Origin of the sequence: Acidithiobacillus sp. HP-2 (genome assembly GCF_015100155.1) — a bacterium.
Classification (GTDB): Bacteria; Pseudomonadota; Gammaproteobacteria; order Acidithiobacillales; family Acidithiobacillaceae; genus Acidithiobacillus.
The window spans coordinates 76,424-98,931 of the sequence record NZ_JACKZA010000013.1; the positions used below are offsets into that span (position 1 = coordinate 76,424).

Genomic DNA, 22,508 nt, shown 5'->3' on the forward strand with positions numbered 1-22,508 from the left:
CGCGGGCCGCCGGTCAGGCGGCCTTTGTTATTTGATGACGGAATTTGACATAACTACACGGGACGCAGCATGCGGACACATTATTGTAATGGCATAAACGAGAACCTGATTGGACAGAAGGTACGCCTCTGTGGTTGGGCCCAGCGCCGTCGTGATCACGGCGGTGTGGTTTTCATTGATCTCAGGGACCGGGAAGGGCTGGTTCAGGTGGTTGCTGATCCTGATCAGGCGGAAGCCTTCGCGGCGGCTAATGAATGCCGGAGCGAGTTTGTTTTGAGTGTCGAAGGGGTGTTGCGGGCCCGCCCTGCGGGTACGGAAAATCTGCACATGCCCAGTGGCAAAGTCGAACTCATGGCGACGCGCATCGAAATTCTGAATCGCTCCGAGCCGGTTCCGTTTCCTCTGGATGAAGAGGACATTGCCGAAAACCTGCGTCTCAAATATCGTTATCTGGATTTGCGCCGTCCGGAAATGCTGGGACGCCTGCGTTTGCGCCATCAGGTCACCAGCTACGTGCGCCGTTATCTGGACAGTGGCGGTTTCATGGACGTCGAAACGCCGGTTCTGACCCGCTCCACACCGGAGGGCGCCCGCGATTATCTGGTCCCGTCCCGAACCCAGCCGGGTCATTTTTTCGCCTTGCCGCAAAGTCCCCAGTTGTTCAAACAACTGCTGATGGTCGCGGGTATTGATCGTTATTATCAGATTACCAGATGTTTTCGGGATGAAGACTTGCGCGCTGACCGGCAGCCGGAATTCACCCAGATTGATATGGAAGCCTCTTTTGTGGATGAAGAAGCCGTCATGGGTATTGCTGAACCGATGATTCGCGGACTGTTTGCGGAAGTGCTCGGTATCGATCTGCCCAATCCTTTCCCACGCATGACCTACGCGGAGGCCATGCACCGTTTTGGTGTGGATCGCCCCGATTTGCGCAATCCCCTGGAGCTGACCGAGCTGACCGAGCTGATGCGCAGCGTGGAGTTCAAGGTGTTTCGGGAGGCCGCTGAGCGTCCACGGGGCCGCGTCGCCTGTCTGCGGGTTCCCGGTGGTGCCCAGCTCAGTCGTGCACAAATTGATCAATACACCCAGTTTGCGGCCATTTATGGGGCCAAGGGTCTGGCCTGGATCAAAATCAACGCACTGGATCAGGGTGCCGACGGGCTCCAGTCGCCCATCGTCAAATTTCTTGCTCCCGAGGTGCTGCAGGAAATTCTCCAGCGCAGTGGCGCGGCCGTCGGCGACATTCTCTTTTTCGGTGCCGACAGTGCCAAGGTGGTCAACGAGGCGCTGGGAAATCTGCGCAACCGCGTCGCGGCCGACCTGAATTTGCTGGAAGGTGAATGGCGACCCGTATGGGTAACGGATTTTCCCATGTTTGACTTCGACGAGAAAGATAATAGCTGGACTTCCACCCATCATCCGTTTACCGCACCGCAAAGCGCGCATCTGGAGAGCCTGGCGGAAAATCCGGGGGCAGCATTGGCCCGCGCCTATGACCTGGTGCTGAACGGCAATGAAATTGGCGGCGGCAGCATTCGTATTCATCAGGAAAAAGTTCAGGAAAAAGTGTTTGCTGCCCTGGGCATTGGCGCCGAGGAAGCGCGGGATAAATTCGGCTTCCTGCTGGACGCCCTCCATTATGGTGCGCCACCCCATGGCGGCCTGGCTTTCGGGCTGGATCGTCTGGTCATGCTCATGTCTGGCGCGGAAACCATTCGCGACGTCATTGCTTTCCCCAAAACCCAGAAAGCCGGTTGTCTGTTGACCGAGGCCCCCGGCGTGGTGGCCGACAAGCAATTACAGGAGTTGGGTATCCGCCTGCGCCCCGGAGTAGGAGCCGATGTTCAAAATCCCTGAGTCCATTCTGGTCATGATCTACGCCGGTCAGCAGGTTTTGTTGCTGGAGCGTGCCCAACCGGAAGGATTCTGGCAGTCGGTAACGGGGAGTCTTGAACCGGGAGAGTCCTGGCGGGAAGCGGCCGTGAGGGAACTCCGCGAAGAAACCGGATTTACGGCGGAAGGACTGGTGGATACCGGGGTACGGAATCGCTTTCCCATTGTGCCGCCCTGGCGGGAACGCTACGCGCCGGAGGTGGCGTTCAACGAGGAGCGCATATTCACCCTGGCTTTGCCCAAGCCTCAGGTTCCGCAACTGCGGCATCAGGAGCATGTGAACTTTGCCTGGTTGCCGGCGATCGAAGCGGCCCGACGTACCGGATCGTGGACCAACCGGGATGCGATTTATCGCCATTTTGGCGCGCGCCTTGACGTACAGCAGGCGGCTTCGTAACGTAAGGAACATTTTGCACGCGCAACAGCGCCTGAGAGGGTGGTTATGGGTGTAGAGACAGTGATGGTGCAGGGGTTGCGGCGCAGTGAAGCGGCCGACCTGGATACCCGCATTCGCCGGGCAAAAGCCGCTTTGGGAAAGCGTGCGGTTATTCTCGGGCACCATTACCAGCGCGAAGAAGTCTATCGTCATGCCGATTTCCATGGGGATTCCCTGCAGCTATCCCGGGCGGCAGCCGGGCAGGAAGCGGAATTCATTGTTTTTTGCGGTGTGCACTTCATGGCCGAAGTGGCGGATATTCTCAGCCGTCCTGATCAGGCCAGCATTCTGCCCGACCTGAACGCCGGTTGTTCCATGGCCGACATGGCTGATATTCCGCAGGTCCAACGCGCCTGGGACGAACTCGCGACGGTGCTGGACGTGGAGACGGAAATCACTCCGGTCACCTATGTGAACTCATCAGCTGCCATCAAGGCCTTTTGCGGGGTGCATGGTGGTACGGTCTGTACGTCTTCCAATGCCCGCAAGGTGCTCGAATGGTCTTTTCAGCAACGGCCCAAGGCCTTGTTTTTCCCGGATCAGCATCTCGGCCGCTGGACCGGGCACCAGTTGAATATCCCCTTGCGGGATATGCCGGTTTGGGATCCGGCGCTACCCCTGGGCGGCTTGACGCCCGAGGAAATTCGCCGTGCCCGGATTTTGCTCTGGAAGGGGCATTGCTCAGTGCACCAGATGTTCCAGCCTGCGCATATTGAGCGCTGGCGCCGGGAACACCCCCGGGGACAGGTCATCGCCCATCCCGAGTCAGCCTTTGAAGTCTGTCAGATGTCCGATGCAGTCGGGTCTACGGATTTTATTTTGCGTACGGTCAAAGCTTCTCCCGCTGGCAGTGAATGGCTGGTAGGCACCGAAATCAATCTGGTGACCCGTCTGGCTGATGAAGTACGGGCGGAAGGGAAAAGTGTGGAATTCATGTCGCCCATGGTGTGCATGTGTTCCACCATGTTCCGCATTGATCCCGAGCAGCTGGCTATCTCCTTGGAAAATCTTCTGGAAGGGCAGGTGCGCAACCGGATTCAGGTCGAGCCGGAAACGGCGGACCAGGCGCGTCTGGCCCTGGAACGCATGCTGACGGTGTCCTGACGGCCGCCATGTCCTCTGTTGCTGCGCAGCCGGCTGATGTGATGGGCGAATGGTCGCTGACCCAACGCAATCTGCATCGTCTGCTGACTGCCTATGTGCGCTTTTATCAGGGCGCGCATTGGGAGCACAGTACCGTACCGGCCGAGGGCGCGGCGATTCTGGTGTGTAATCATGTGTCGGTGCTGGATCCCCTACTGCTGGTCGCCAGCAACCAGCGCGTGGTGTCCTTTCTGGTGGCCCGGGAATACTACGACAATCCATTGATGCGCCAGTTGCTGGAGCAAACCTACAGCATTCCGGTGCGTCGGGATCGTCGCGATGTGCGGGCGCTGTTGCAGGCCCGCCATGTTCTTGAAGAGGGTCGGGTGCTCGGCATTTTTCCCGAAGGCGGCATCAATCGCTCGGAAACCCGGAAAGGGGTTGCCTGGCTGGTGCGCGAAAGTGCCGCGCCGGTGGTGCCGGCTCATGTCGGCGGCGCCCGGCAGGCCGCTTCTGACTTGCAGACCTGGCTACGGCGCCAGCATCCCCTGTTACGCTATGGGGTGCCCCTGCATTTTCATCGTGATGCTGACGCCGCCGAAGTCATGGGGGCGACCATGAGTGCCATTGCCACACTCGCATGACGGCATCCTTGCCTTTGCGTTATCATGGCCGGTATTTCACCAGAATAAGTCAGTTATGTAAGCAAGGAGTGGGTTATGTCCGGGCATAGTAAATGGTCCACCATCAAATTCAAGAAGGCACTGAAAGACGCCAAGCGGGGTAAAATATTTACCCGTCTGATTCGTGAAATTACCGTTGCGGCGCGCGCCGGGGGCGGAGATCCGGGCAGTAATTCCCGACTGCGCCTGGCTCTGGACAAGGCCTATGGGGCCAACATGACCAAAGACACCATTGAGCGCGCCGTCAAACGCGGTACGGGCGAGCTGGAAGGCGTGGATTACGAGGAAGTGACCTACGAGGGTTACGGCCCTGCGGGTGTGGCCATTCTGATTGAGACCATGACCGACAACAAGGTCCGTACCGTTGCGGAAATCCGCCATATATTCTCCAAACGCGGCGGTAATATGGGAACCGCCGGTTCCGTTGCCTATCAGTTCAAAAAGCTGGGACTAATTGTTTTTCCCGGTGATGCTGATGAAGACAAAATTCTCGAAGCGGCGCTGGAAGCAGGGGCCGAAGACGTGGTCAATGAAGGCGAGCGCACCGTCGTCTATACGGCGGCCACGGACTTGCATAGTGTGGTCCTGGCACTGGAAGCCGCCGGTTTGCAGCCGGAAGAAAGTGAATTGACCATGATTCCGGAAAACACGATTGAGGTGAGTGGAGAAGAGGCAGAAAAACTGCTGCGTCTCATCGACTTTCTGGAAGAAAATGATGACGTGCAAAATGTGTACGCCAACTATGAAATCAGCGATGAGGAAATGGCCCGCCTGGAAGCAGCATCCTGAATTTTCCAGTCCAATCGGAAACGGCCTTGCGCATCATCGGTATTGATCCAGGCTCTCTGCGCACCGGCTATGGCATCATCGAGTCGGATGCGCGTGGCGAGTTGCGGCATGTGGCTCATGGCTGCCTGAATGTGGCTGGCCGGCCGTTTCTGGAGCGCATCGGTGCCATCTACCGGGATCTGGCGCAGGTGTTGGCCGAGCATCGACCCGATACGGCAGCCATTGAGCAGGTTTTCATGGCCCGCAATGCGGATTCTGCCCTGAAACTGGGCCAGGCCCGGGGTGCAGCTCTGGTGGCACTGCTGGAAGCGGGGCTGCCGGTAGAAGAATACACCGCCCTGCAAATCAAAAAAGCGTCGGTGGGAGCTGGACATGCAGACAAGGCGCAAGTTCAGAGCATGGTGCGCTGGCTGCTTCATCTGGATAAAAATCCTCAGGCCGATGCGGCTGACGCCCTGGCCTGTGCCATTTGTCATGCCCATCATGCCCGGACTCAACAGCGTTGGCAGGCGGCTGGCCATGTCTGATTTTTTGGAAAGAGGACGCCCATGATTACCTCATTGCGCGGGATCATTCTGCAGAAGCGTCCACCCTGGCTCTGGCTGGAGGTCCAGGGGGTGGGTTATGAGCTGGAAATGCCCCTGTCCAGCTTCTACCAGATGGCAGACGCGGGCGAAACCCTGTTGGTGCATACCCATCTGACCATTCGCGAAGATGCCCATCTGCTCTATGGATTTATGAGCGTGGCTGAGCGCGATACTTTTCGTCTGTTGATTCGCGTTAACGGTATTGGTGGCAAAGTGGCACTGGCCTGCCTCTCGGGTCTGCCGGCAGAAAAGCTCGGTCAAGCGGTGGCGGAAGGCAATGTGGCACAGCTGACGGCCATTCCCGGTATTGGTCCGAAAACCGCAGAAAGACTGGTGGTCGAGCTGCGCGATAAAATGGGTGGAATCAGCACGTTGCCTACCAGCAAAGCCGTGTCGGGTGATCCGCGCCAGGAAGCTGTTGCAGCACTCCTGACATTAGGGTATAAGCCTGCACAGGCCAGTCAGACGATTGGTAACCTGGGCGATGGATTGAGTCTTGAAGACCTGATCCGTCAGGCTTTGCAACAACTTTCACGCCATTGATTTTATGGAACCCGCCAGCATCGCGATGGTCACAACCCCATGATGGACAGAGGCCCTCTCAATCCCCAGGAAATCCACTGCGACGCAGTGGATCGTGCCCTGCGCCCGCGTTTGCTGGCGGATTATATTGGTCAGGCGCGACTCCGCGAATCCCTCAGTCTTTATATTGATGCGGCCAAGGGCCGTGCTGAAGCCCTGGACCATGTCCTGCTCTTCGGCCCCCCCGGCCTTGGAAAAACCACCCTCGCGCACATTATTGCCCAGGAAATGGGTGCGGGCCTGAAAGTCACCTCGGGACCGGTTCTCGATAAGCCGGGAGATCTGGCCGCCATTTTGACCAATCTGCAACCCCATGATGTATTATTTGTTGATGAAATTCATCGACTCAGCCCCGTGGTCGAAGAAATTCTCTATCCAGCGCTGGAAGATTACGAGCTGGATATTTTGATTGGTGAGGGCCCTGCCGCCCGTTCCATTAAAATCAGCCTGCCGCCCTTCACCCTGATCGGGGCCACCACCCGGGCGGGCTTGCTCACCTCGCCATTACGTGACCGATTTGGCATCAGTTTTCATCTGGAATTTTACAGTGATGCAGAATTGACCCAGATTGTGACCCGTTCGGCCAATATTCTGGGGACTACCCAGGATTTACGGGGTGCCCAGGAAATTGCCCGGCGTGCCCGGGGAACCCCGCGCATTGCCAACCGCCTGCTGCGGCGGGTGCGGGATTTTGCCCAGGTACGGGGCAACGGGGAAATTGATCAAGGCACTGCAGAGGCTGCGCTGACCTTGATGGAAGTCGACCAGCATGGTTTTGACGGTCAGGATCGTAAGCTGCTGCAAGCCGTCATCGGGCGTTTTGCCGGGGGTCCGGTGGGGGTGGAAAGTCTGGCCGCAGCCATTGGTGAAGAGCGCGGAACCATCGAAGATGTGCTGGAACCTTTCCTGATTCAGCGTGGTTACCTGATCCGTACGCCGCGTGGACGCTGCGCTACCGAGCTGAGTTATCTGGCGTTGGGTTTACCGCAACCCAAGGCTGGCGGGGGGCTTTTCGATGCACTCTGATACGGATGACAGCGTGTTTCAGGTCCGCGTTTATTATGAAGATACGGATCATGGCGGGGTGGTGTATCATGCCAACTACTTACGCTTCATGGAGCGCGCCCGTACCGAAATGCTGCGCGAAAAAGGATATGAACTGGATGAACTGGAACGCGATCCCGGCATTCTTTTTGTGGTGCGGCGGGCGCATCTGGATTTCCGTGCCCCGGCTCGTTTTAATGACCTGCTTCAGATAAAATCGGCCATCATTCACAAGACCCCGGTTCGTATGAATTTTCAACAACATATTTCGGTGAAGGAAAAGCACTTGTGCAGTGGCGAGGTGGAAGTGGTCTGCCTGGAAGCCGAGACTTTTCGTCCCCACGTCATTCCTGCAGAACTTCTGCAGGCCTTTCCCCTCAGTGTTCACCCGTGAGATTTTATGGATCCCCAAACTGTCACCCATCCCGCAGCTTCTCTTTCCGTAGCCCATCTGGTTCTGAATGCCAGCCCTGTTGTCCAGATCATACTGGTACTTTTGGTCATCGCCTCCATTGCTTCCTGGACCATCATTTTTGAAAAATGGGCGGTATTTGCTGGTGCTTTCAAGGCCCTGACCCGTTTCGAGAAACGCTTCTGGAGCGGCGGTGAAATGAGCCAGATTTATCAGCATGTTTCCGGCAACACCAATCTGGAAACCGGAGCCGGCAGTATTTTCTGTGCGGGTTATGAAGAATTTCAGCGGCAGCGCGGCAAAATTCGTCCCAGTGATGCCCTCGATGCCGCCCGCCGCGCCATGCGTGTGGCCCAAATGCGCGAGGTGGGCCGTCTGGAAAATCGTCTGGCTTTTCTGGCCTCGGTGTCTTCTGTCAGCCCCTTCGTTGGTTTGTTGGGCACCGTCTGGGGCATCATGACCGCTTTCATGCATATTGGTGTCGCAGGGCAGGCCACCCTGGCGACCGTCGCCCCCCCGGTTGCCGAAGCCCTCATTGCTACGGCGGCTGGTCTTTTTGCGGCCATTCCGGCAACGGCTGCCTACAACCGCTACATTCACAAACTGGACAAGCTGGATGCCCAGTATGAGGTGTTCATGGATGAGTTCACCAACATCCTGCATCGTCAGGTACCCGAGACCAAGCCATGAAAAGAAGGCGTTTGATGGCGGAAATGAACGTCGTTCCCTATATCGACGTGACCTTGGTGCTGTTGGTGATTTTTATGCTCTCGGCGCCACTCCTGACCCAGGGTGTGAATGTGAATCTGCCTAAGGGCGTCACTAAACCCGTCTCCGACAAAACCCCGCCGGTGCTGATTTCCGTAACGCGGCAAGGGACCATTTCCGTGCAGTTCAAAGGCAGTCACAGTCCGGTGGCGCTGGATGATCTGGCTACGGATGTGCGCCATATTGCCGCTTCCAGTCACGGTCAGGTGCAGGTACTGGTAGGTGGTGATGCCCATGTGGATTATGGCAAGGTCATGGCCGTGATGGCACGGCTGCAGGAAGCCGGTATTTCCCATGTCGGCCTGCTGACCCGCCCGGAGGGTCATTGAAAGAGCGTCAGTCTTTTTGGCCTTTGCTGCTGGCCATTATTCTCAATGCGGCCATACTGTTTGCCCTGTTCTGGACTTTTCATGTGCAGATGCCACCGAGTAGTGGCAACAAACCCATGCAGGCCCAGCTGAGCAGCAGTATGCCTGCGGCCGCTATGCCCGCACCTGCCCCGGTTCCGCAACCGGCGCCCACCCCTCAGCCGGCACCCAAACCAGTGCCTAAACCAGTGCCTAAACCAGTTCCTGTTCCTAAGCCAACTCCCAAGCCTGTTCCCAAGCCGGCACCCAAACCGGTGACGCCGCCCCCGCCTACTGCAGCGCAAATTGCCGCTGAACAAGCGGTAAAGGCTGAAAAAGCGGCCAGACAGAAGGCGGCACAAATTACGGCGGCACGCGCGGAGCAGGAAAAGCATGCCGAAGAGCTGGCCGCACGGCAAAAAGCCGCTCAAGAAGCCAAGGCTGCGGCCGAAAAAGCCGCTCAGGAAAAGGCTGCTCAGGAGAAAGCCGCGCAGCAGGCTGCGGCTAAAGCTGCCGAGGAAAAAGCGGCGGCGGCCCGCGCTGCAGAACTCAAAAAACAACTGGCGGCCCAGGCGGCCCAAGCAGCGGCTGCCGCACGCGCCAAAGCCTTGCAGCAGCGCATGGCCGAAGCAAAAGCCAAGTTGCAGGCTGAAGCCAACATGGCTGCTGCCCGCGCCCAGCAGGCCTCGGAAAATCAGCGGATGATAGGTATGCTGATAAACACCATAAAAACCCAGGTGTCGGAGCGTTGGGTTCCGGTGTCTTCTTCGGCTCTTGCTTGTGAAATACAGATACGCCTTGGACCCCAGGGACAACTGCTAGGCACCCCTGTCGTTATTAGATCCAGTGGCGATGCCCACTTCGATCATTTGGTGATTGCTGCTGTGGAAGCAGCTGCGCCTTTTGTTCCCCCGATCGGTTTGCCTTATTCAGCCTTTAATACACCTATTAACCTCAAAATGAACGCGGAGGATCTCAATCATGGCTAAACGCTTCTGGGCTTTGGCCCTGTTTCTGCTGGCTTCAGCATTTGTGTTGCCCGCCCAGGCCGCACTCACCGTAGAAATCACCAAAAGTGTGGCTTCGGCCCTGCCCATTGCCATACCTTCTTTTGGTCCGGGCGTGGCGGGACAGCCTTCAGTAGCCGATGTGGTGCGCAATGATTTGCGCCACAGTGGTTTGTTTCGGGTGATTGAGCCAGCGGGTTATCCCAGTGATCCCCGCGCCCCGGGAGCCGTCAAAGCTTCCGAATGGACTGCCGTGGGCGCTACCGGCCTTGCGGTGGGTTCAGTGCAGCCCCTGAATGGCGGTTATGCGGTCAGTGTCTATGTGTACAATGTCAGCACCGGGCAGGAGTTGACGGCGCGGCGTTTCACCTGTTCGGCCGCTGAATTGCATATGACTGCGCATCATGTCGCCGATGTCATTTATCAGGCTTTCACCGGAAAACCCGGTCCCTTTGCCAGCCGTATTGCCTATGTGCGGCAGACCGGTAATACCTATGAATTGCTGGTGGCTGAATCAGATGGCTGGAATCCGCATCCCATTGTTCGGGGCATCATGCCGGTATTTTCGCCGGTCTGGTCACCCAACAATCACCGTCTGGCTTATGTCACCTACGCCAATGCCCGCGCCATCATTTACGTGCAGGATCTGGCGACGGGAAAACGCCAATCCATCGCGCCGGGTGGTGAAATTGTCAGCGCTCCGGCTTTTTCACCCAATGGTCAGGAAATTGCCTACGCACGCTCCTCGGGCGGACATACCGAGCTGTATGTGGCCAATCTGCAGACCGGGCAGCGGCGTCAACTGACCAGTGATGATGCCATCAACACCTCTCCCACCTGGTCACCCAATGGCAGTCAGATTGTGTTTGTTTCGGATCGCGCGGGTGGGCCGCAGATTTATGCCATGAATGCCAATGGGGGCAACATTCATCGCCTGACTTACAGCGGTGGCTATAATGCCGGACCCGAATATTCACCCACGGGAAATGCCATCGCCTTTATTCATCGCACGGATGGTGTTTATGCCTTGGCCGTGATGGATCCCAACGGCAGCGACCTGCGGGTGCTGGATGCCCAGGGCAACTGCGATCATCCGAGTTTCGCGGGTAATGGTCAGATGATTTTGTATGGCACCCATCGGGGTGGCCGCAAGGTTTTGGCAGAAGTCAGTCTGGATGGTAAAACCATGGCCATATTGCACAGTGACGTCGGTCAGGACAGCCAGCCCGCCTGGTCACGGTAGACGAAACCGGCACTCTGTGTCAGAGCCGTGACTTGGCTAAGGAGCCGTCCAATGGACGAAATGAGCGTATTTATTTCGGGACTACGCCAGCCACAGTACGGCCCGTCTTATTGATAAGGCGCAGGATCAGCCATTCCGGCGCTCAGGAATCCGGCGTGGCGCAGGCGGCAACTGTCGCAGCGGCCGCAGGATCGACCCTGATCATCGAGCTGGTAACAGGAGCGGGTCAAGCCGTAATCGACGCCTAACCGGGTTCCCAGCTGGATGATTTCACTCTTGTCGAGATGCTGGAGGGGCGCGTGGATGCGCGGTCCTCTGGATTCGTCGCCGAGACGGGTGGCTACCTGGGCCAGCTTTTCAAAGGCGCTGATGAATTCCGGACGGCAGTCAGGATAACCGCTGTAATCCTGACTGTTGACTCCGATGAAAATATCCTGTGCCCCCGTTACTTCAGCCAGAGCCAGGGCAAAAGATAAAAATATGGTGTTCCGCGCCGGGACATAGGTAATGGGAATGCCGGGGACGACGCCACTTTCGGGTACCGCAAGCTGCGTATCCGTCAGGGCCGAACCGCCAAACGCAGCCAGATCAATCCGTACGGTGCGATGACTGGCCACTCCCATGGCCTGCGCCACCAGTCCGGCGTAATGCAGTTCCTGCTTGTGGCGCTGGCCATAATCAAAGGACATGGCATGAATGGCATAACCATCGCGGCGCATCAGCGCCATGACTGTGGCGGAGTCGAGGCCGCCGGAAAGCAGCACAATGGCAGGTTTGGCTTCGATCATTTCTGGCACCGTTCAGCGTCCCGGGACATCGCCCCAAATGAGTTTGTGCAGTTGAATCTGGAGGCGCACCGGAAGCTGGTCGGCGAGTATCCAGTCGGCCAGGTCCCGGAGCGGCATTTCTCCCTGGGAAGGGGAAAACAAAACCTCGCAGATCTGGCTCAGGTCTTCCCGCGTCAGAACTTCCTTGGCCCAGTCATAATCCCGGCGACTGCAGATGACGAACTTGATCTGATCCTGGGCATTCAACCGGGCCAGGTTTGCCCAAAGGTTACGGTCTGACTCGCCAGAATCCGGAGTTTTGAGATCCAGCACCTTGATAACACGGGGGTCTACCGCTTCGACGGATAGGGCACCGCTGGTTTCCAGAAAAACTTCGTAGCCGGAGTCGCAAAGCCGGGTCATGAGCGGCAAAACATCATGCTGGGCGAGAGGCTCGCCACCTGTAACGATGACCAGACGATTACCACCTGCCCGCACCGCATCCATGATGGCATCCAGAGTCTGCCATTCACCACCATGAAACGCATAAGCCGTATCACAGTACTGACAACGCAGGGGGCAGCCGGTCAGCCTCACAAAAGTTGCGGGCCGGCCTACGCTGCGGGTTTCCCCTTGCAGACTATGAAAGATTTCAGTGATGCGAAGCCGTTCGTCCATCCTTACTGAGACGGCAAAGCCTGTAACTGTGCTTCCGCTTTTTGTGCTGACGGGGTGCTGGGATATTGTTTGAGGATCTTATTAAGAACCACGGTTGCCTGGTTCTTTTTGCCGATGGCCTGATAAATCTCGGCCATGCGTAACATGGCTTCGGGAGCCTTGCTGCTCTGACTGAAACGGGTAGGCACCACATAAAGGCTTTTCAGGGCCGCATCATTTTGCCCTAGTACGTACTGGGCTTGGCCCAGCCAGTAATAGGCATCCGGCACCAGACTGCTTTGTGGATATTTCTGGATGAAACCCTGCAGGCCGGTGACGGCATCTCCATATTTTCCATCCCGCAGAAAATTGAAGGCATGCTGGTAATCAGCTTGCCCCAGTCCTTGAATGGACGGTGCGGACGTATTGCTGGCCGCACTGGCCACCGCTGCCGCAGGCGTGCTGGTCAGCACGCTGCTGGTGCTGGCGGTTATGCCGGTTGCTGGAGTAGCTACGGCAAGTTGTGCGGCCAGGGCCTGCACCTTGCTTGCCGTAGCCTGCTGTTCTGTCTGCAGATCATGGGTTTTGGTATCTACTTCCCCACGCAGATTGCGAACCTCCTGCTCCAGACGTTGAGTACGCTGAAGCAGGCTGGCCAGAGCGCTTTGTGAGCCTTTATCCGCTTGCTGAACTGCAACGAGACTGCTCAACTCGCCCTGCATGACCGCCATTTGCTGTTGAAGCTGGAGGACCCGGTCACTCGTGGATTCTGCCTGGGCAAACGGGCTCAGGCACAACAACGGTAGAACAGGCAGTAATTGCCAGCGTTTCATCAACATATACTCCTTGGCTGTTTAGCCGTTGTAGCCACCACTATACACAAAATCAACGCGGCGATTTTTTGCCCAGCATTCGGCATCGTTGGTGGTGCAGAGGGGATTATCCTTGCCGAAGCTCACGGTGCTGATGCGCGCGGCGTTGACTCCCTGAGCTTCCAGGAACTGCTTCACGGTTTCTGCGCGGCGTTCGCCGAGGGCAAGATTGTATTCCTGGGTGCCCCGGTCATCGGTATTACCTTCCAGGCGGACCTTGACATGGGAGTGGTTAACCATGAACTGGGCGTTCTGGGTAGCAATCTGCTGGGCGTGGGCGTCCATGCTTTCGCTATTGAAGCCGAAATGCACACGCAAATGCTGCGGCAGGGCAGCCAGTTCAGCAGCGGTCAGGCCGCTGTTGCCGCCGCCGATGGGGCCATTGGCATTCAGATCCTGACTATTGACGCCTGCGCCATTGTAACCCGCAGTGGCAGCGGAATTGACCGGAGCCACAGCACCCACAGTGCTGGGTTTGCCACTACCTACATTATGGGCGCAGCCCGTCAGTGCCAGGGCACCAGTCATTGCAACGGCTATCCAGATTTGATGGTGACGCATGTTTTCGAGCTCCTGTTAAATTTGCAGCGATTGTATCTTGTAGTTAAAGAGTATTTCAATGTTATTTGCTGCTTTGGTCAAACATCATTATCCTTGACGGGAAAAGTTGCCCTGCCAAGGGGTCTAGCTCCTGCTTTTTTGTGTTATTCCAGGATGATTATCCCGCCATGATACCGCTTATTCGAATTGGTACCCGCGCCAGTCCTCTCGCTGTCTGGCAGGCTGAGCATGTCCGGGATGCCCTGCATGCCGCCCATCCGGATGTTCAGGTGGAAATCATCCGCATGAGCACCAGTGGGGACGTGCTGCTGGACGCGCCCTTGCATTCCCTGGGTGGCAAAGGGCTGTTCGTCAAGGAAATAGAAGAAGCGTTGCTGGCGCGCCAGGTGGATATTGCCGTGCATTCCATGAAGGATGTGCCAGCCCTGCAGCCGGAGGGCCTGGAAATTGCGGCCATCATGGCGCGGGAGGATGTCCGCGATGCCTTCGTCAGCAACACGGTCCACCATCCGGAGGAACTTGCGCCGGACGCCAGAGTGGGGAGTTCCAGCTTGCGGCGCCGCGCACAATTATTGCAAAAATATCCGCAACTACAGGTGGATGATTTACGGGGTAATGTAGCTACCCGGCTGCGCAAGCTGGACGAAGGCCAATATTCGGCGATTATCCTGGCTGTGGCGGGTCTGAAACGTTTGCAGCTTCATGAACGGATTACCTACGCCATTCCGGTTGGGCAGTCCTTGCCTGCAGTGGGGCAAGGCGCGGTAGGCATTGAAATCCGCACAGACGATATGGCAACAAGGGAGTTATTGCAGCCCTTGATGGATCAGCCTACCTGGCAGTGTGTGTTGGCGGAGCGCAGCATGAACCGGATTCTGGGTGGAGATTGCCGCTTGCCGGTTGCGGCACTGGCAGAATGGCAGGGACAAAAGTTGTTCCTGCGTGGGCTGGTAGCCAGTCCTGATGGTTCCCGCCTGCTGCGGGCAGAAGCCAGTGGTACGGATCCGGTGGCGCTGGGCCAGGAGGTGGCTGACCAGCTACTGGCCCAGGGTGCTGCCGCAATTATCAAGGAAATTCAGACATGATGAGTAGTGGATTACTACAGAACAAAGGGGTGGTGGTTACCCGTCCCCGCGAGCAGGCAGGAGATCTGGTGGAAGCGCTGAAAGTGGCTGCTGCGCGGCCGATTCTGTTTCCGGCAGTACAAATTGAAGCACCGGAAAACTGGCAGTCTCTGGATGACGCCCTGCATCGGCTGGATACATTCGACTGGGTGATTTTTACCAGCCGCAATGCGGTGGCTTTTGCCCTGAGTCGTCTGCAAAGCCGGAATTTAATCTGGCCCCAGGGGCCGCGCATTGCAGCGGTAGGGCGGGAAACTGCCAAGGCTCTTCGGGAATTTGGCCTGCAAGTGGATCTGGTACCCAAAAAATTCAGCTCTGAGGGTTTGCTTAACAGCGCCGAACTGGCGGAAATGCAGGGCAGCCACGTCGCCCTTTTTGTCGGCGATCAGGGTCGGGAATTGCTGGAAAAGGTGCTGGGCGAACGTGGTGCGCAAGTGGACAAGGTCCTGTGTTATCGCCGCACCCTGCCGGGTGCCAATCCAACCCCTCTCCTGCACGCCTGGGCCCGTGGTGAACTGCATGCCGTTACCCTGACCAGTCCCGAAATTTTCAATAACTTTTACCAAATGATTGGCGGGCTCGGCCAGCGCTGGTTGAAAAATACCCCCCTGATTGCCATCAGCCCGCTCACCGCAGAAGCCATTACTGCGGTGGGTTTACCGGACCCCTGGGTAGCCGAAGAAGCCAGTACCGAAGGGATTATGGCGGCTCTGGAAGTCTGGGCAAAAAGCCGGGAGCAGGTTGCCGATGTCTAACAATAATCTTTCCTTACGACATTCTCCCCGGCGTTTGCGCCGCCATCCGGCCATGCGCGCCATGCTGCAGGAAAATCAGCTGACGCCAGCGGATTTCATCCTGCCCATTTTCCTGGTGGAAGGAGAAGGAATCCGCAGCGATATTATTTCCATGCCCGGGGTGTTTCGCCATAGTATTGATTCAGCCCTGAAGCTTTGCGCGGAAGCGGTCTCCCGGGGTATCTCGGCGGTTCTGTTGTTTGGTGTAATTGCTGAAGGCTGCAAGGATGCCTGCGGCTCTGCCTCCTGGGATAGCGAGGGTTTGGTGCAAAAAGCCACCCGCGCCATCCGCGCTGCCTACCCCGATCTGCTGGTCATAGCAGACGCCTGTTTTTGTGAATACACCGATCATGGCCATTGCGGTGTTCTCGATGCCGAAGGGGATCGCGATGATAACGCGACCCTGGAAAATCTGCAGCGTCAGGCACTTTCCTATGCCGAGGCGGGTGTGCATGTGGTGGCGCCATCGGGCATGGTAGATGGCATGGTAACGGCCATTCGTGAGGCGCTGGATGCGGCCTGTCATTCCGAGGTCAGTATTTTGTCCTATGCGGTCAAGTATGCCAGCGCCTATTACGGGCCGTTCCGGGATGCAGCCGACAGTGCCCCCCAGTTTGGCGATCGTCGCGCCTATCAGATGGACCCAGGCAACCGCCGCGAAGCTTTCCGCGAACTGGATCTGGATATTGCTGAAGGTTGCGACATGGTCATGGTCAAGCCCGCCATGCCGTATCTGGATCTGGTGCGGGATTTGCGCGAGCGCTGTGATCTGCCGGTGCTGACTTATCAGGTGTCGGGAGAATACAGCATGTTGCAGGCAGCCGCGCGGGCGGGATGGCTGGATTTACAGCGCAGTGTGCTGGAATCCTTACTGGGCATGAAACGCGCCGGGGCAGACGCCATTATTACTTATTACGCCCTGGATGCGGCGGAATGGCTGGAGTAAAAGCGTCCTCAACGCCTCCTGGCCGGAATGTGCGCCAGAGAAAATCTGAGAGTCTACTTGAAGATGGGTTATTTCTCCTGCGCTGGTATGGTGCAGTAGGCATTATCGCCATTGGCCGGATTTTCCGGTTGCGCGCCAGTGATATGGACCAGTTGTTTCCCTGGCTGTTGTTTTCGTTGTTTGTCAATTTGCTGGTCTGGATGTATCTGTTATTGGGTCTGGCAGCACCCCTGGCCAAAAGAAATCCGGTTACCTCGTTGGTGGAAATTTCCCTGACTCCTACTTTTCATCAGCCCCGGATCAGTGCCCCGGTAGATCCGCGCGTGTCGCGTCCCCAGGTGGATGTAGATGCCGTGACGCATAAGGCAATGCCAGCCGTTTCCTCGGCAGAGCGACAGGCTGCCTATAACTTCTATCTGAAAAACTGGGAAGGACGCATCATGGCGCTCGCCCAGAAAAAGCTGTTTGCACCGGGGCATGGGCCGTTGCCGCAAGGACGAGTGGTTGTGGCAGTAACCATTGCTCCAAATGGACATTTATTGGAAATTTCCATGTTGCAGGGCTCACACAATGTTGCCCTGGTGGACGCAGTGGAAACCCTTATTCGCGCTGCGGTACCTTTTGCAGCCTTACCGGCTCTGTGGCAATCCCCGCCGACGCCTTTGCGTATCGTCCGCACCTGGAGTTTTGAGTAGCTTCAGTTTTTAGCGGGCAGGTTTTCCAGTTCCTCCAGGCTTTTCATACGCGATTCCACGCCATAAATCAGGGTGGCCAGCAAGCCGAGGAGGGCAACAACCGACATAACTACCAGCACCAGAGGAATTCCCCAGCTTTTTTCAAAAATCGGAAACAGTACGGCGGAAAAGAAGGCCCCCAGCCGCGACAGGGCCGTTGCCAGACCAGCGGCGCTGGCCCGTAATTCGGTGGGGAATATTTCCACTGCCAGAGCAAATACGGTGACGCCGGGACCAATACCCACCCCGAAAGAATATACGGCAGCGGCCAGATACACGCCCATAATCCAATGGTTCCAGGAGCAGAGCGCAAATACGGCCAGTCCCAGGGACATCAGACCAAAACCAGCACTTTGCAGGGGAATGCGTCCCCAGCGATCCAGACGGGAGACAATGAAAACAATTCCAAGGGCCGAAATGATCAGAAAAGCCGCATTGATGGCTGCTGCAGCGGCATTACTGCTGGCCAGACCATTTTCACGCAGAACCATGGGGAAATAGAGACCAATCCCGAGGCCGACCACGTCCAGACAAAACCAGGGGAAAACGCTGAGAAAAAGGCGTCGTAACCAGGCCTTACGGAGCAGAATGCGCCACGATTGACGCTGAATCTGAAAACTTTCGAGTTCCGTCTGCCGCTGCGCTGGCGAATAAGCTGGCTGTAGCTGCGCCAGGGCTTCTTCTGCCTGCTGATATTGCCCTTTGCGCACCAGCCAGCGCGGTGATTCCGGCAAGCCACGACGCAGCCAGAGCAAGGCCAGGGCGGGGACGATGGCGCTGCCCAGCATCCAGCGCCAGGAATCTGGTCCGGTGGATAACAGCGCCCAGCCGACAAGCGTGGAGAGCAGTGCGCCTACATACCAGGCCAGATTGACCCGGGCAAAGCGGTTTCCGCGCTGCGCCGACTGGCTGTATTCGGCAACGATGGTGGCCACCAGTGGGTAGTCGAGGCCAATGGCGAGGCCGGTAACGAATCGACCCGCGAAAAGCGCTGCGGTATCCGGACTGAAGGCACTGATCAAGGCTCCCAGCACATAAAGAAAAATGTTGGGAAAAAGCAGCCGGCGGCGACCAAAACGATCCGTGAAAAATCCACCAAATAATCCGCCAATCAGGGAGCCGAGCAGGGCCATGGCCATGAGAATGCCGGTTTCCGTAGCCTGCAGATGCCAGGCACTGCTCAGCGGCAGCAGAACCACCGCCATGATGCTGAGGTCATAGCCATCCAGCAGCATCCCCAACATGGCTGCCCCCAACGCATGCCCGCGACGGTCAGTCATGAGCGGGTGACCTGGGTACAGCACCCAGATGGCGGGCATGAAAATTCAGATGTTCTCCGATGAAACTGCTGATGAAAAAATAGCTGTGATCATAGGTTTCATGCCAGCGGAGGGTGATTTGGGGGTCATTCAGGGCCTCCAGATATTCGGTTTTCAGTTCTGCCTCCAGAAAGGGATCGGCGCGTCCCTGATCTATCAGGATGGGCGGGTGCTGTTGGTCCGAACTTTTGAGGAGTTCCAGGCTGTCATAAGCCAGCCATTGCCGGGTATCGGCACCGAGGTAGCGACTGAAGGCTTTTTGTCCCCAGGGCGTCTGACTGGGGGCGGATACCGGGGCGAAGGCCGACAGGGACTGATACTGCCCGGGTCGTCGTAATCCGCAGACCAGAGCCCCGTGACCGCCCATGGAGTGCCCGCAAATGCCCTGGACGCCTGCGCTCATGGGAAAATTCCGGGCAATGAGGGCGGGAAGTTCTTCGGTTACATAGGAAAACATCTGATAGTGAGTCTGCCAGGGGGCTTGCGTTGCATCCAGATAAAATCCGGCACCGCTGCCGAAGTCCCAGTCGTCATTTTCTCCTGCAATGCCGGTATTACGGGGGCTGGTATCGGGGGCTACCAGGATAAGACCCAGTTCTGCCGCATAGCGCTGAGCCCCCGCCTTGATCATGAAGGTTTCTTCGCTGCAGGTCAGGCCGGCAAGAAAAGTCAGCACCGGAAGTTTTTCCCCTGGTTGATGCGGGGGTATGAAAATCGCAAAACGCATGGGTCCCTGGCAGTGCCGGGATGGATGTTCATAGCGCTCCATGCGCCCGGCAAAGCAGGCATGCGATTCGAGAAGCTCCAGTTCTTGAGCGGGCATGAAATACCTCAGAAAGTCAGCACAGTGCGGATGGATTTACCTTCGTGCATCAAATCAAAGGCGGTATTGATGGATTCCAGTGGCAGGGTATGAGTGATCATCTCATCAATCCGGATTTTACCTTCCATATACCAGTCGACAATTTTGGGCACGTCCGTACGACCTTTGGCTCCGCCAAAAGCAGAGCCGCGCCAGTTACGTCCAGTCACCAGCTGGAAGGGGCGCGTGCTGATTTCCTGGCCAGCTCCGGCGACGCCAATGATGACGCTGGTTCCCCAACCCTTGTGGCAACATTCCAGAGCCTGGCGCATCAACGTGGTGTTACCGATGCATTCAAAGCTGTAGTCTGCTCCGCCTTTGGTGAGGCTGACCAGATACGGGACCAGATCCCCTTCCACCTCTTCGGGATTGACGAAATGCGTCATCCCGAATGCTTCGGCCAAAGCTTTTTTGGAGGGATTGATATCCACGCCGATGATCATGTCGGCTCCCGCCAGGCGGGCACCCTGCACGACGTTAAGGCCGATACCACCCAAACCAAAAACCACCACCTTGTCACCAGGGCGCACCTTGGCCGTAAAAATCACCGCGCCAATGCCTGTGGTTACGCCGCAGCCGATATAGCAAACCTTGTCAAAGGGCGCATCCTCGCGAATTTTGGCCAGGGCAATTTCCGGGAGCACGGTGTACTGCGCGAAAGTGCTGGTTCCCATGTAATGGTATAGAGGCTTGCCCTGACTGGAAAATCGGCTGCTGCCATCGGGCATCAGGCCTTTACCCTGGGTTTCACGAATGGCCTGACATAAATTGGTTTTACCACTCAGACAATATTCGCATTCCCGACACTCCGGGGTATAAAGGGGAATAACATGATCTCCGGGTTTCAGGGAGCGCACCCCCGCACCCACTTCAACCACCACGCCTGCACCTTCATGACCAAGAATGGTCGGAAACAGTCCTTCCGGATCCATGCCGGAAAGTGTGTAGGCATCAGTATGGCAAACCCCGGTCGCCTTGATTTCCACCAGCACTTCCCCGGCGCGTGGACCATCCAGCTGCACAGTCTCGACGACGAGGGGTTGATTGGCGCCATAGGCGACAGCGGCACGTACATCCATAAGGTGATCTCCTGAAAATTGGCGAACAGAAAACAGCTTAACCGTTAATCACAAAGCGGGGAAAGTGCGGGCATCCCATTCTTCTGGATGCGTTCGGAGTGAGCATACAAAGTCATGCGATCATCGCGGGCGTAACCAATCGCTCAGACATGGGTTTCTCCTTGTGAAGCATTACCGACTTTCAGGACAGAAGACCGGCGTCCTCTGCGGCCAATGCGCCGATGGCAGACCAGTCACGGATGGCGCCGCCCACCGCAGCAAGGCGAATAAAGCGATCACGCAAGAGGCTCACCAGGGGCAATGGAACATTCAGATTGTCCGCCGCTGCGCCCTGATCAACAAGCGCCTGCATTTTCCCGGGAGAGCGGTTAAATATCTTCAGATTGACTCCGGAAGTGAGCAGCCTGGCTGCCATTCCCGACCCCATCTGCCCCAGTCCTACGAAACCCACTTGCATGGTGACCTCCTTGTTTTGCATCTGTTACATACCGGACGGTTGGTTCTAACCTTAGTGAGAATCCCTGTTTTCGTCAACAATGTATGATTTGGTGCGAAATTTTTACGAAATGCCTTGCATGTCTCCAGAATAGTCCCTATGCTCGCCATTGGACACGTGGTCCGAATTTACGCAATAGGAAGTGCATCAAATGGCAACAGGTACAGTAAAGTGGTTTAACGACAGTAAAGGTTTCGGTTTCATTACTCCTGAAGATGGCAAAGAAGATGTATTCGTGCATCATTCCGCCATTCAGGGCAGCGGCTTCAAGACCCTGGCAGAAGGCGCACGTGTATCGTTCAACAGTGTTCGCGGCCCCAAAGGCATGCAGGCTGAGGACGTGCGCGAGATCTAATCCCTAGCGGATGATTATCGCCCAGGGCGCCGCAATTGCGGCGCTTTTTTTTTCGAGAGCGCGTGCAATTGGCGTCAGAGCGCTTATGCCAGCCGGCAACTGCTTATAGCCGCTTGTCAGATAACCCGTGCCTGCAATAAATCCTGAATACCTTCAGATAAAGACCAGAAAGGTTGGCATAAGTGCTTGCGCATTCGCCCGTTATCCGCAATGGAACGGAGGATATCTCCTTCTACGGGTGGAACCCATTCAATATGGGATGGCGCACTGACAAGTTGTTGGATAGTTTTTGCCAGGTTGAGAATGGTAGTCGCTTCTCCTCGAGCAATGTTGATGGTCCCCTGAGCCTTTCCGACAAGTGCTGCCACGTTGGCCTGAGCAACATCTTTGACATGAATGAAATCGCGTTCCTGGCTGCCATCACCACGAATGGTCAGCGCCTGCCGGGAAAGCGCCTGAGCCACAAAACGGGAAATTACCCCGCTATAGGGGGATTGGGGATCCTGTCGGGGACCGTAAACATTAAAGTAACGTAAGCCTAAATGAGAAAGTCGATGCATGCGGCCATAGAGGTCTGCATATAGCTCGTTCGTATATTTTTCCATTCCATAAGGAGAAATTGGCAAAGCTGGTTCATCTTCATTCAGAGGCAGTTTTGTGGGGTTACCATATACAGCTGCCGAAGATGCATACACAAGGCGCGCATGGTGTTTGCGGGCTTCTTCGAGAACGCCAACATAAGCCAGAATGTTCTGCTGGCAGGAAAAAACAGGGTCCTCCTGACTTCTGATGACGGAAACCTGGGCGGCAACATGCAATATGTGGGTCACGCCTTCACAGACTTGATGCAGGAGTATTCGATTGGTCATGTCGCCCAATATAAAATCCAGACGGTCATGACTTGCGGGTAAGTTATCCCTTTTTCCGGTGGAGAGGTTATCCAGAACACGGACGTGATAACCTTCAGAAAGCAGAAGCTCTACCGTGTGGGAGCCGATGAAGCCGGCACCACCGACCACCAAGATGGTTCCTGCACGCTGTTTTGAATTCATGTTATTTAACGTC

At 56.6% G+C, this 22,508-nt stretch carries 27 protein-coding genes; 18 read left to right on the forward strand and 9 right to left on the reverse strand.

Translation table 11 applies throughout. The annotated features are described in order from the left end of the window. The first annotated feature begins 69 nt into the window (after nt 1–69). The 13 genes from aspS (at nt 70) to tolB (ending at nt 10,877) form a co-directional block, all read left to right on the forward strand. A complete protein-coding gene (gene aspS, locus H7F11_RS11660; protein ID WP_193650851.1) occupies nt 70–1,860 on the forward strand; it encodes an aspartate--tRNA ligase in 1,791 nt (596 codons plus the stop codon). After that, the gene (gene nudB, locus H7F11_RS11665) at nt 1,844–2,293 is read left to right on the forward strand and encodes a dihydroneopterin triphosphate diphosphatase (RefSeq protein ID WP_193650852.1); all 450 of its coding nucleotides are present in this window, start codon (nt 1,844–1,846) and stop codon (nt 2,291–2,293) included. Before aspS ends, nudB begins: the two co-directional genes overlap by 17 nt. Nucleotides 2,294–2,338: 45 nt before the next feature. Then, nucleotides 2,339–3,436 (forward strand): quinolinate synthase NadA, encoded by a 1,098-nt coding sequence (gene nadA, locus H7F11_RS11670; protein WP_193650853.1) that lies wholly within the window; start codon nt 2,339–2,341, stop codon nt 3,434–3,436. Between the two features lie 8 nt (nt 3,437–3,444). After that, nucleotides 3,445–4,059: a lysophospholipid acyltransferase family protein gene (locus H7F11_RS11675; protein WP_193650854.1), complete on the forward strand. Its 615-nt coding sequence runs from the start codon at nt 3,445–3,447 to the stop codon at nt 4,057–4,059. A gap of 75 nt (nt 4,060–4,134) precedes the next feature. Then, nucleotides 4,135–4,887: a YebC/PmpR family DNA-binding transcriptional regulator gene (locus H7F11_RS11680; protein ID WP_193650855.1), complete on the forward strand. Its 753-nt coding sequence runs from the start codon at nt 4,135–4,137 to the stop codon at nt 4,885–4,887. A 26-nt stretch (nt 4,888–4,913) separates the two neighbouring features. Beyond that, nucleotides 4,914–5,414, forward strand: a complete 501-nt coding sequence (gene ruvC / locus H7F11_RS11685; protein ID WP_010641035.1) for a crossover junction endodeoxyribonuclease RuvC — start codon at nt 4,914–4,916, stop codon at nt 5,412–5,414. Nucleotides 5,415–5,435: 21 nt separating this feature from the next. Then, nucleotides 5,436–6,017 carry a Holliday junction branch migration protein RuvA gene (gene ruvA / locus H7F11_RS11690; protein WP_193650856.1) on the forward strand — a complete coding sequence of 194 codons (582 nt, stop codon included), beginning with the start codon at nt 5,436–5,438 and terminating at the stop codon, nt 6,015–6,017. A gap of 39 nt (nt 6,018–6,056) precedes the next feature. Beyond that, entirely contained in the window at nt 6,057–7,082 is a 1,026-nt protein-coding gene (ruvB, locus tag H7F11_RS11695; RefSeq protein WP_193650857.1) for a Holliday junction branch migration DNA helicase RuvB, read from the forward strand. Then, a complete protein-coding gene (gene ybgC / locus H7F11_RS11700) occupies nt 7,072–7,494 on the forward strand; it encodes a tol-pal system-associated acyl-CoA thioesterase (RefSeq protein ID WP_193650858.1) in 423 nt (140 codons plus the stop codon). The genes ruvB and ybgC overlap by 11 nt, the downstream gene beginning before the upstream one ends. Before the next feature lie 6 nt (nt 7,495–7,500). Next, nucleotides 7,501–8,202 (forward strand): protein TolQ, encoded by a 702-nt coding sequence (tolQ, locus tag H7F11_RS11705; RefSeq protein WP_010641044.1) that lies wholly within the window; start codon nt 7,501–7,503, stop codon nt 8,200–8,202. Beyond that, nucleotides 8,199–8,609 carry a protein TolR gene (gene tolR, locus H7F11_RS11710; RefSeq protein ID WP_193650859.1) on the forward strand — a complete coding sequence of 137 codons (411 nt, stop codon included), beginning with the start codon at nt 8,199–8,201 and terminating at the stop codon, nt 8,607–8,609. Before tolQ ends, tolR begins: the two co-directional genes overlap by 4 nt. Further along, entirely contained in the window at nt 8,606–9,616 is a 1,011-nt protein-coding gene (gene tolA / locus H7F11_RS11715; RefSeq protein ID WP_193650860.1) for a cell envelope integrity protein TolA, read from the forward strand. The genes tolR and tolA overlap by 4 nt, the downstream gene beginning before the upstream one ends. Beyond that, the gene (tolB, locus tag H7F11_RS11720) at nt 9,609–10,877 is read left to right on the forward strand and encodes a Tol-Pal system beta propeller repeat protein TolB (RefSeq protein WP_193650861.1); all 1,269 of its coding nucleotides are present in this window, start codon (nt 9,609–9,611) and stop codon (nt 10,875–10,877) included. Before tolA ends, tolB begins: the two co-directional genes overlap by 8 nt. Before the next feature lie 107 nt (nt 10,878–10,984). Here tolB and queC read toward each other — a convergent pair whose 3' ends face one another. The 4 genes from queC to pal are packed head-to-tail and all read right to left on the reverse strand — an operon-like array spanning nt 10,985 to nt 13,734. Beyond that, complete coding sequence (queC, locus tag H7F11_RS11725) at nt 10,985–11,665, reverse strand: 7-cyano-7-deazaguanine synthase QueC (protein WP_227485456.1); 681 nt, start codon at nt 11,663–11,665, stop codon at nt 10,985–10,987. A 12-nt stretch (nt 11,666–11,677) separates the two neighbouring features. Beyond that, complete coding sequence (queE, locus tag H7F11_RS11730) at nt 11,678–12,322, reverse strand: 7-carboxy-7-deazaguanine synthase QueE (protein ID WP_193650862.1); 645 nt, start codon at nt 12,320–12,322, stop codon at nt 11,678–11,680. Nucleotides 12,323–12,324: 2 nt separating this feature from the next. Further along, the gene (gene ybgF / locus H7F11_RS11735; RefSeq protein WP_193650863.1) at nt 12,325–13,134 is read right to left on the reverse strand and encodes a tol-pal system protein YbgF; all 810 of its coding nucleotides are present in this window, start codon (nt 13,132–13,134) and stop codon (nt 12,325–12,327) included. 21 nt (nt 13,135–13,155) lie between these two features. Then, nucleotides 13,156–13,734: a peptidoglycan-associated lipoprotein Pal gene (pal, locus tag H7F11_RS11740; RefSeq protein ID WP_193650864.1), complete on the reverse strand. Its 579-nt coding sequence runs from the start codon at nt 13,732–13,734 to the stop codon at nt 13,156–13,158. 167 nt (nt 13,735–13,901) lie between these two features. On the opposite strand from pal, the gene hemC reads away from it, so the two are divergent. From hemC to H7F11_RS11760, 4 genes are read left to right on the forward strand one after another with little or no spacing between them, the layout of a single operon-like run. Next, nucleotides 13,902–14,819, forward strand: a complete 918-nt coding sequence (hemC, locus tag H7F11_RS11745) for a hydroxymethylbilane synthase (RefSeq protein ID WP_193650865.1) — start codon at nt 13,902–13,904, stop codon at nt 14,817–14,819. Further along, nucleotides 14,816–15,613: a uroporphyrinogen-III synthase gene (locus tag H7F11_RS11750; protein WP_227485457.1), complete on the forward strand. Its 798-nt coding sequence runs from the start codon at nt 14,816–14,818 to the stop codon at nt 15,611–15,613. Before hemC ends, H7F11_RS11750 begins: the two co-directional genes overlap by 4 nt. Further along, the gene (hemB, locus tag H7F11_RS11755) at nt 15,606–16,598 is read left to right on the forward strand and encodes a porphobilinogen synthase (protein WP_024893156.1); all 993 of its coding nucleotides are present in this window, start codon (nt 15,606–15,608) and stop codon (nt 16,596–16,598) included. Before H7F11_RS11750 ends, hemB begins: the two co-directional genes overlap by 8 nt. Next, nucleotides 16,586–17,293 (forward strand): energy transducer TonB, encoded by a 708-nt coding sequence (locus H7F11_RS11760; RefSeq protein WP_193650866.1) that lies wholly within the window; start codon nt 16,586–16,588, stop codon nt 17,291–17,293. Before hemB ends, H7F11_RS11760 begins: the two co-directional genes overlap by 13 nt. Before the next feature lie 2 nt (nt 17,294–17,295). Here H7F11_RS11760 and H7F11_RS11765 read toward each other — a convergent pair whose 3' ends face one another. The 4 genes from H7F11_RS11765 to H7F11_RS11780 form a co-directional block, all read right to left on the reverse strand. Next, entirely contained in the window at nt 17,296–18,612 is a 1,317-nt protein-coding gene (locus H7F11_RS11765; protein WP_193650867.1) for an MFS transporter, read from the reverse strand. Then, a complete protein-coding gene (gene fghA, locus H7F11_RS11770; protein ID WP_300252758.1) occupies nt 18,605–19,474 on the reverse strand; it encodes an S-formylglutathione hydrolase in 870 nt (289 codons plus the stop codon). Before fghA ends, H7F11_RS11765 begins: the two co-directional genes overlap by 8 nt. 8 nt (nt 19,475–19,482) lie before the next feature. Then, nucleotides 19,483–20,592 carry an S-(hydroxymethyl)glutathione dehydrogenase/class III alcohol dehydrogenase gene (locus tag H7F11_RS11775; protein WP_193650868.1) on the reverse strand — a complete coding sequence of 370 codons (1,110 nt, stop codon included), beginning with the start codon at nt 20,590–20,592 and terminating at the stop codon, nt 19,483–19,485. A 181-nt stretch (nt 20,593–20,773) separates the two neighbouring features. Then, complete coding sequence (locus H7F11_RS11780; RefSeq protein WP_193650869.1) at nt 20,774–21,049, reverse strand: NAD(P)-binding domain-containing protein; 276 nt, start codon at nt 21,047–21,049, stop codon at nt 20,774–20,776. 190 nt (nt 21,050–21,239) lie between these two features. Here H7F11_RS11780 and H7F11_RS11785 point away from each other — a divergent pair, with 190 nt between their 5' ends. Then, nucleotides 21,240–21,443 carry a cold-shock protein gene (locus tag H7F11_RS11785; protein ID WP_010642828.1) on the forward strand — a complete coding sequence of 68 codons (204 nt, stop codon included), beginning with the start codon at nt 21,240–21,242 and terminating at the stop codon, nt 21,441–21,443. Between the two features lie 116 nt (nt 21,444–21,559). Here the strand turns inward: H7F11_RS11785 and H7F11_RS11790 are convergent, their stop codons facing one another. Then, a complete protein-coding gene (locus H7F11_RS11790) occupies nt 21,560–22,495 on the reverse strand; it encodes an NAD-dependent epimerase/dehydratase family protein (protein WP_193650870.1) in 936 nt (311 codons plus the stop codon). Between the last annotated feature and the right edge of the window lie 13 nt (nt 22,496–22,508).

What these genes read in the sequence shown, in the direction of transcription:
- ybgF (WP_193650863.1), bottom strand. Translation starts at nt 13,134, where the DNA reads ATGAAACGCTGGCAATTACTGCCTGTTCTACCGTTGTTGTGCCTGAGC.
- queC (WP_227485456.1), bottom strand. Translation starts at nt 11,665, where the DNA reads ATGATCGAAGCCAAACCTGCCATTGTGCTGCTTTCCGGCGGCCTCGAC.
- H7F11_RS11785 (WP_010642828.1), top strand. Translation starts at nt 21,240, where the DNA reads ATGGCAACAGGTACAGTAAAGTGGTTTAACGACAGTAAAGGTTTCGGT.
- queE (WP_193650862.1), bottom strand. Translation starts at nt 12,322, where the DNA reads ATGGACGAACGGCTTCGCATCACTGAAATCTTTCATAGTCTGCAAGGG.
- nadA (WP_193650853.1), top strand. Translation starts at nt 2,339, where the DNA reads ATGGGTGTAGAGACAGTGATGGTGCAGGGGTTGCGGCGCAGTGAAGCG.
- tolR (WP_193650859.1), top strand. Translation starts at nt 8,199, where the DNA reads ATGAAAAGAAGGCGTTTGATGGCGGAAATGAACGTCGTTCCCTATATC.
- H7F11_RS11675 (WP_193650854.1), top strand. Translation starts at nt 3,445, where the DNA reads ATGTCCTCTGTTGCTGCGCAGCCGGCTGATGTGATGGGCGAATGGTCG.
- ruvB (WP_193650857.1), top strand. Translation starts at nt 6,057, where the DNA reads ATGATGGACAGAGGCCCTCTCAATCCCCAGGAAATCCACTGCGACGCA.
- hemC (WP_193650865.1), top strand. Translation starts at nt 13,902, where the DNA reads ATGATACCGCTTATTCGAATTGGTACCCGCGCCAGTCCTCTCGCTGTC.
- ybgC (WP_193650858.1), top strand. Translation starts at nt 7,072, where the DNA reads ATGCACTCTGATACGGATGACAGCGTGTTTCAGGTCCGCGTTTATTAT.
- H7F11_RS11765 (WP_193650867.1), bottom strand. Translation starts at nt 18,612, where the DNA reads ATGACTGACCGTCGCGGGCATGCGTTGGGGGCAGCCATGTTGGGGATG.
- nudB (WP_193650852.1), top strand. Translation starts at nt 1,844, where the DNA reads ATGTTCAAAATCCCTGAGTCCATTCTGGTCATGATCTACGCCGGTCAG.
- H7F11_RS11775 (WP_193650868.1), bottom strand. Translation starts at nt 20,592, where the DNA reads ATGGATGTACGTGCCGCTGTCGCCTATGGCGCCAATCAACCCCTCGTC.
- H7F11_RS11680 (WP_193650855.1), top strand. Translation starts at nt 4,135, where the DNA reads ATGTCCGGGCATAGTAAATGGTCCACCATCAAATTCAAGAAGGCACTG.
- aspS (WP_193650851.1), top strand. Translation starts at nt 70, where the DNA reads ATGCGGACACATTATTGTAATGGCATAAACGAGAACCTGATTGGACAG.
- H7F11_RS11790 (WP_193650870.1), bottom strand. Translation starts at nt 22,495, where the DNA reads ATGAATTCAAAACAGCGTGCAGGAACCATCTTGGTGGTCGGTGGTGCC.
- tolB (WP_193650861.1), top strand. Translation starts at nt 9,609, where the DNA reads ATGGCTAAACGCTTCTGGGCTTTGGCCCTGTTTCTGCTGGCTTCAGCA.
- H7F11_RS11780 (WP_193650869.1), bottom strand. Translation starts at nt 21,049, where the DNA reads ATGCAAGTGGGTTTCGTAGGACTGGGGCAGATGGGGTCGGGAATGGCA.
- H7F11_RS11750 (WP_227485457.1), top strand. Translation starts at nt 14,816, where the DNA reads ATGATGAGTAGTGGATTACTACAGAACAAAGGGGTGGTGGTTACCCGT.
- pal (WP_193650864.1), bottom strand. Translation starts at nt 13,734, where the DNA reads ATGCGTCACCATCAAATCTGGATAGCCGTTGCAATGACTGGTGCCCTG.
- H7F11_RS11760 (WP_193650866.1), top strand. Translation starts at nt 16,586, where the DNA reads ATGGCTGGAGTAAAAGCGTCCTCAACGCCTCCTGGCCGGAATGTGCGC.
- hemB (WP_024893156.1), top strand. Translation starts at nt 15,606, where the DNA reads ATGTCTAACAATAATCTTTCCTTACGACATTCTCCCCGGCGTTTGCGC.
- ruvA (WP_193650856.1), top strand. Translation starts at nt 5,436, where the DNA reads ATGATTACCTCATTGCGCGGGATCATTCTGCAGAAGCGTCCACCCTGG.
- fghA (WP_300252758.1), bottom strand. Translation starts at nt 19,474, where the DNA reads ATGCCCGCTCAAGAACTGGAGCTTCTCGAATCGCATGCCTGCTTTGCC.
- tolQ (WP_010641044.1), top strand. Translation starts at nt 7,501, where the DNA reads ATGGATCCCCAAACTGTCACCCATCCCGCAGCTTCTCTTTCCGTAGCC.